At 73.0% G+C, this 1192-nt stretch carries 1 protein-coding gene and 1 riboswitch; the gene reads left to right on the top strand.

Going from position 1 to position 1192, the window contains the following annotated elements; translation table 11 throughout:
* The first annotated feature begins 237 nt into the window (after window positions 1-237).
* Window positions 238-425, top strand: a riboswitch (cobalamin riboswitch).
* Window positions 426-446: 21 nt separating this feature from the next.
* A partial coding sequence (locus tag G6018_RS14510; protein ID WP_182640000.1) for an ATP-binding protein occupies window positions 447-1192 on the top strand: 746 nt, incomplete at its 3' end.

Raw genomic sequence — 1192 nt, 5'->3', positions numbered from 1 at the left:
CGCTCGGCGGTGACCTCGGGGGGCAGCATCGCCAGGTGCCGCTCCCCGCCCAGCAGGACGTCGGCGCCCAGGACGGCGCGGCGACGGGCCTCGTCGAGGCCGGCCCAGCCGTCACCGCCGATCCCCACCACGACCACCTGTCCGTTCATGACGCGGAACCCTACCGTCGAACCCGCCCGCCGAGCCCGACCGCCCGGAACGCGAGGGCGCTGGGTAGCCTCGGCCAGGAGAGACAACTACACCCCAACAGCACGAGGTGCCCCACGACCCGCCCCAGGCGGTGCGGAGGGGAGAATCAGGGAAGCCGGTGAGAATCCGGCACAGGGCCCGCTACGGTAACTCGGCCTCTGAGGCGAACGCGTCCAGCGCTATCGCCCGAGATGAGCCGGGAAGTCCGGAGACCGGCCTCGCGCTGACCAGCCTGGCAGACGAGAGCGGGAGCCCCCATGCCACTGCACTACCCCTTCAGCGCCGTCGTCGGTTCCGACGACATGGCGCTGGCCCTCCTGTTGAACGCGGTCTCGCCGTCGGTCGGCGGTGTGTTGATCCGCGGCGAGAAGGGCACCGCCAAGTCCACGATGGTGCGCGCGCTCGCCGGGATCCTGCCGCAGATCGAGGTCGTGGCCGGTGACAGGTTCTCCAGCGCCCCGTCCGACCGCGGCACCGACACCCCCGACGGACCGATCCCCCACGACGCGCCCACCGAGCACCGGCCGGTCCGTCTGGTGGAGCTGCCGATCGGCGCGACCGAGGACCGCATCGCCGGCTCGCTGCACCTGGAGAAGGCCCTGAGCGAGGGCGTCACCGCGTTCGAGCCCGGCCTGCTGGCCCGGGCGCACCGCGGACTGCTGTACGTGGACGAGGTCAACCTGCTCCACGATCACGTGGTGGACCAGCTCCTCGACGCCGCCGCCATGGGCCGGGTGACCGTCGAGCGGGACGGGGTGTCGGTGGAGCACGCCGCCCGCTTCGTCCTGATCGGCACCATGAACCCCGAGGAGGGCGAACTCCGGCCCCAGCTTCTCGACCGCTTCGGCCTCACCGTCGAGGTGTCCGCCCCGCGCGAGGCGGCGCTGCGGGCCGAGGTGATCCGCCGCCGGGTCGCCTTCGACTCCGACCCGGAGGGCTTCTCCGCCACGTTCGCGGCGGACGAGCTGGCCCTGCGCGAGCGGATCGTCGCCGCCCGGGAGCG

This window comes from Dietzia sp. DQ11-44, from assembly GCF_014145205.1.
GTDB classification, from domain to species: Bacteria; Actinomycetota; Actinomycetes; order Mycobacteriales; family Mycobacteriaceae; genus Dietzia; species Dietzia natronolimnaea.
This window is presented reverse-complemented; position numbering and strand designations above follow the sequence as displayed.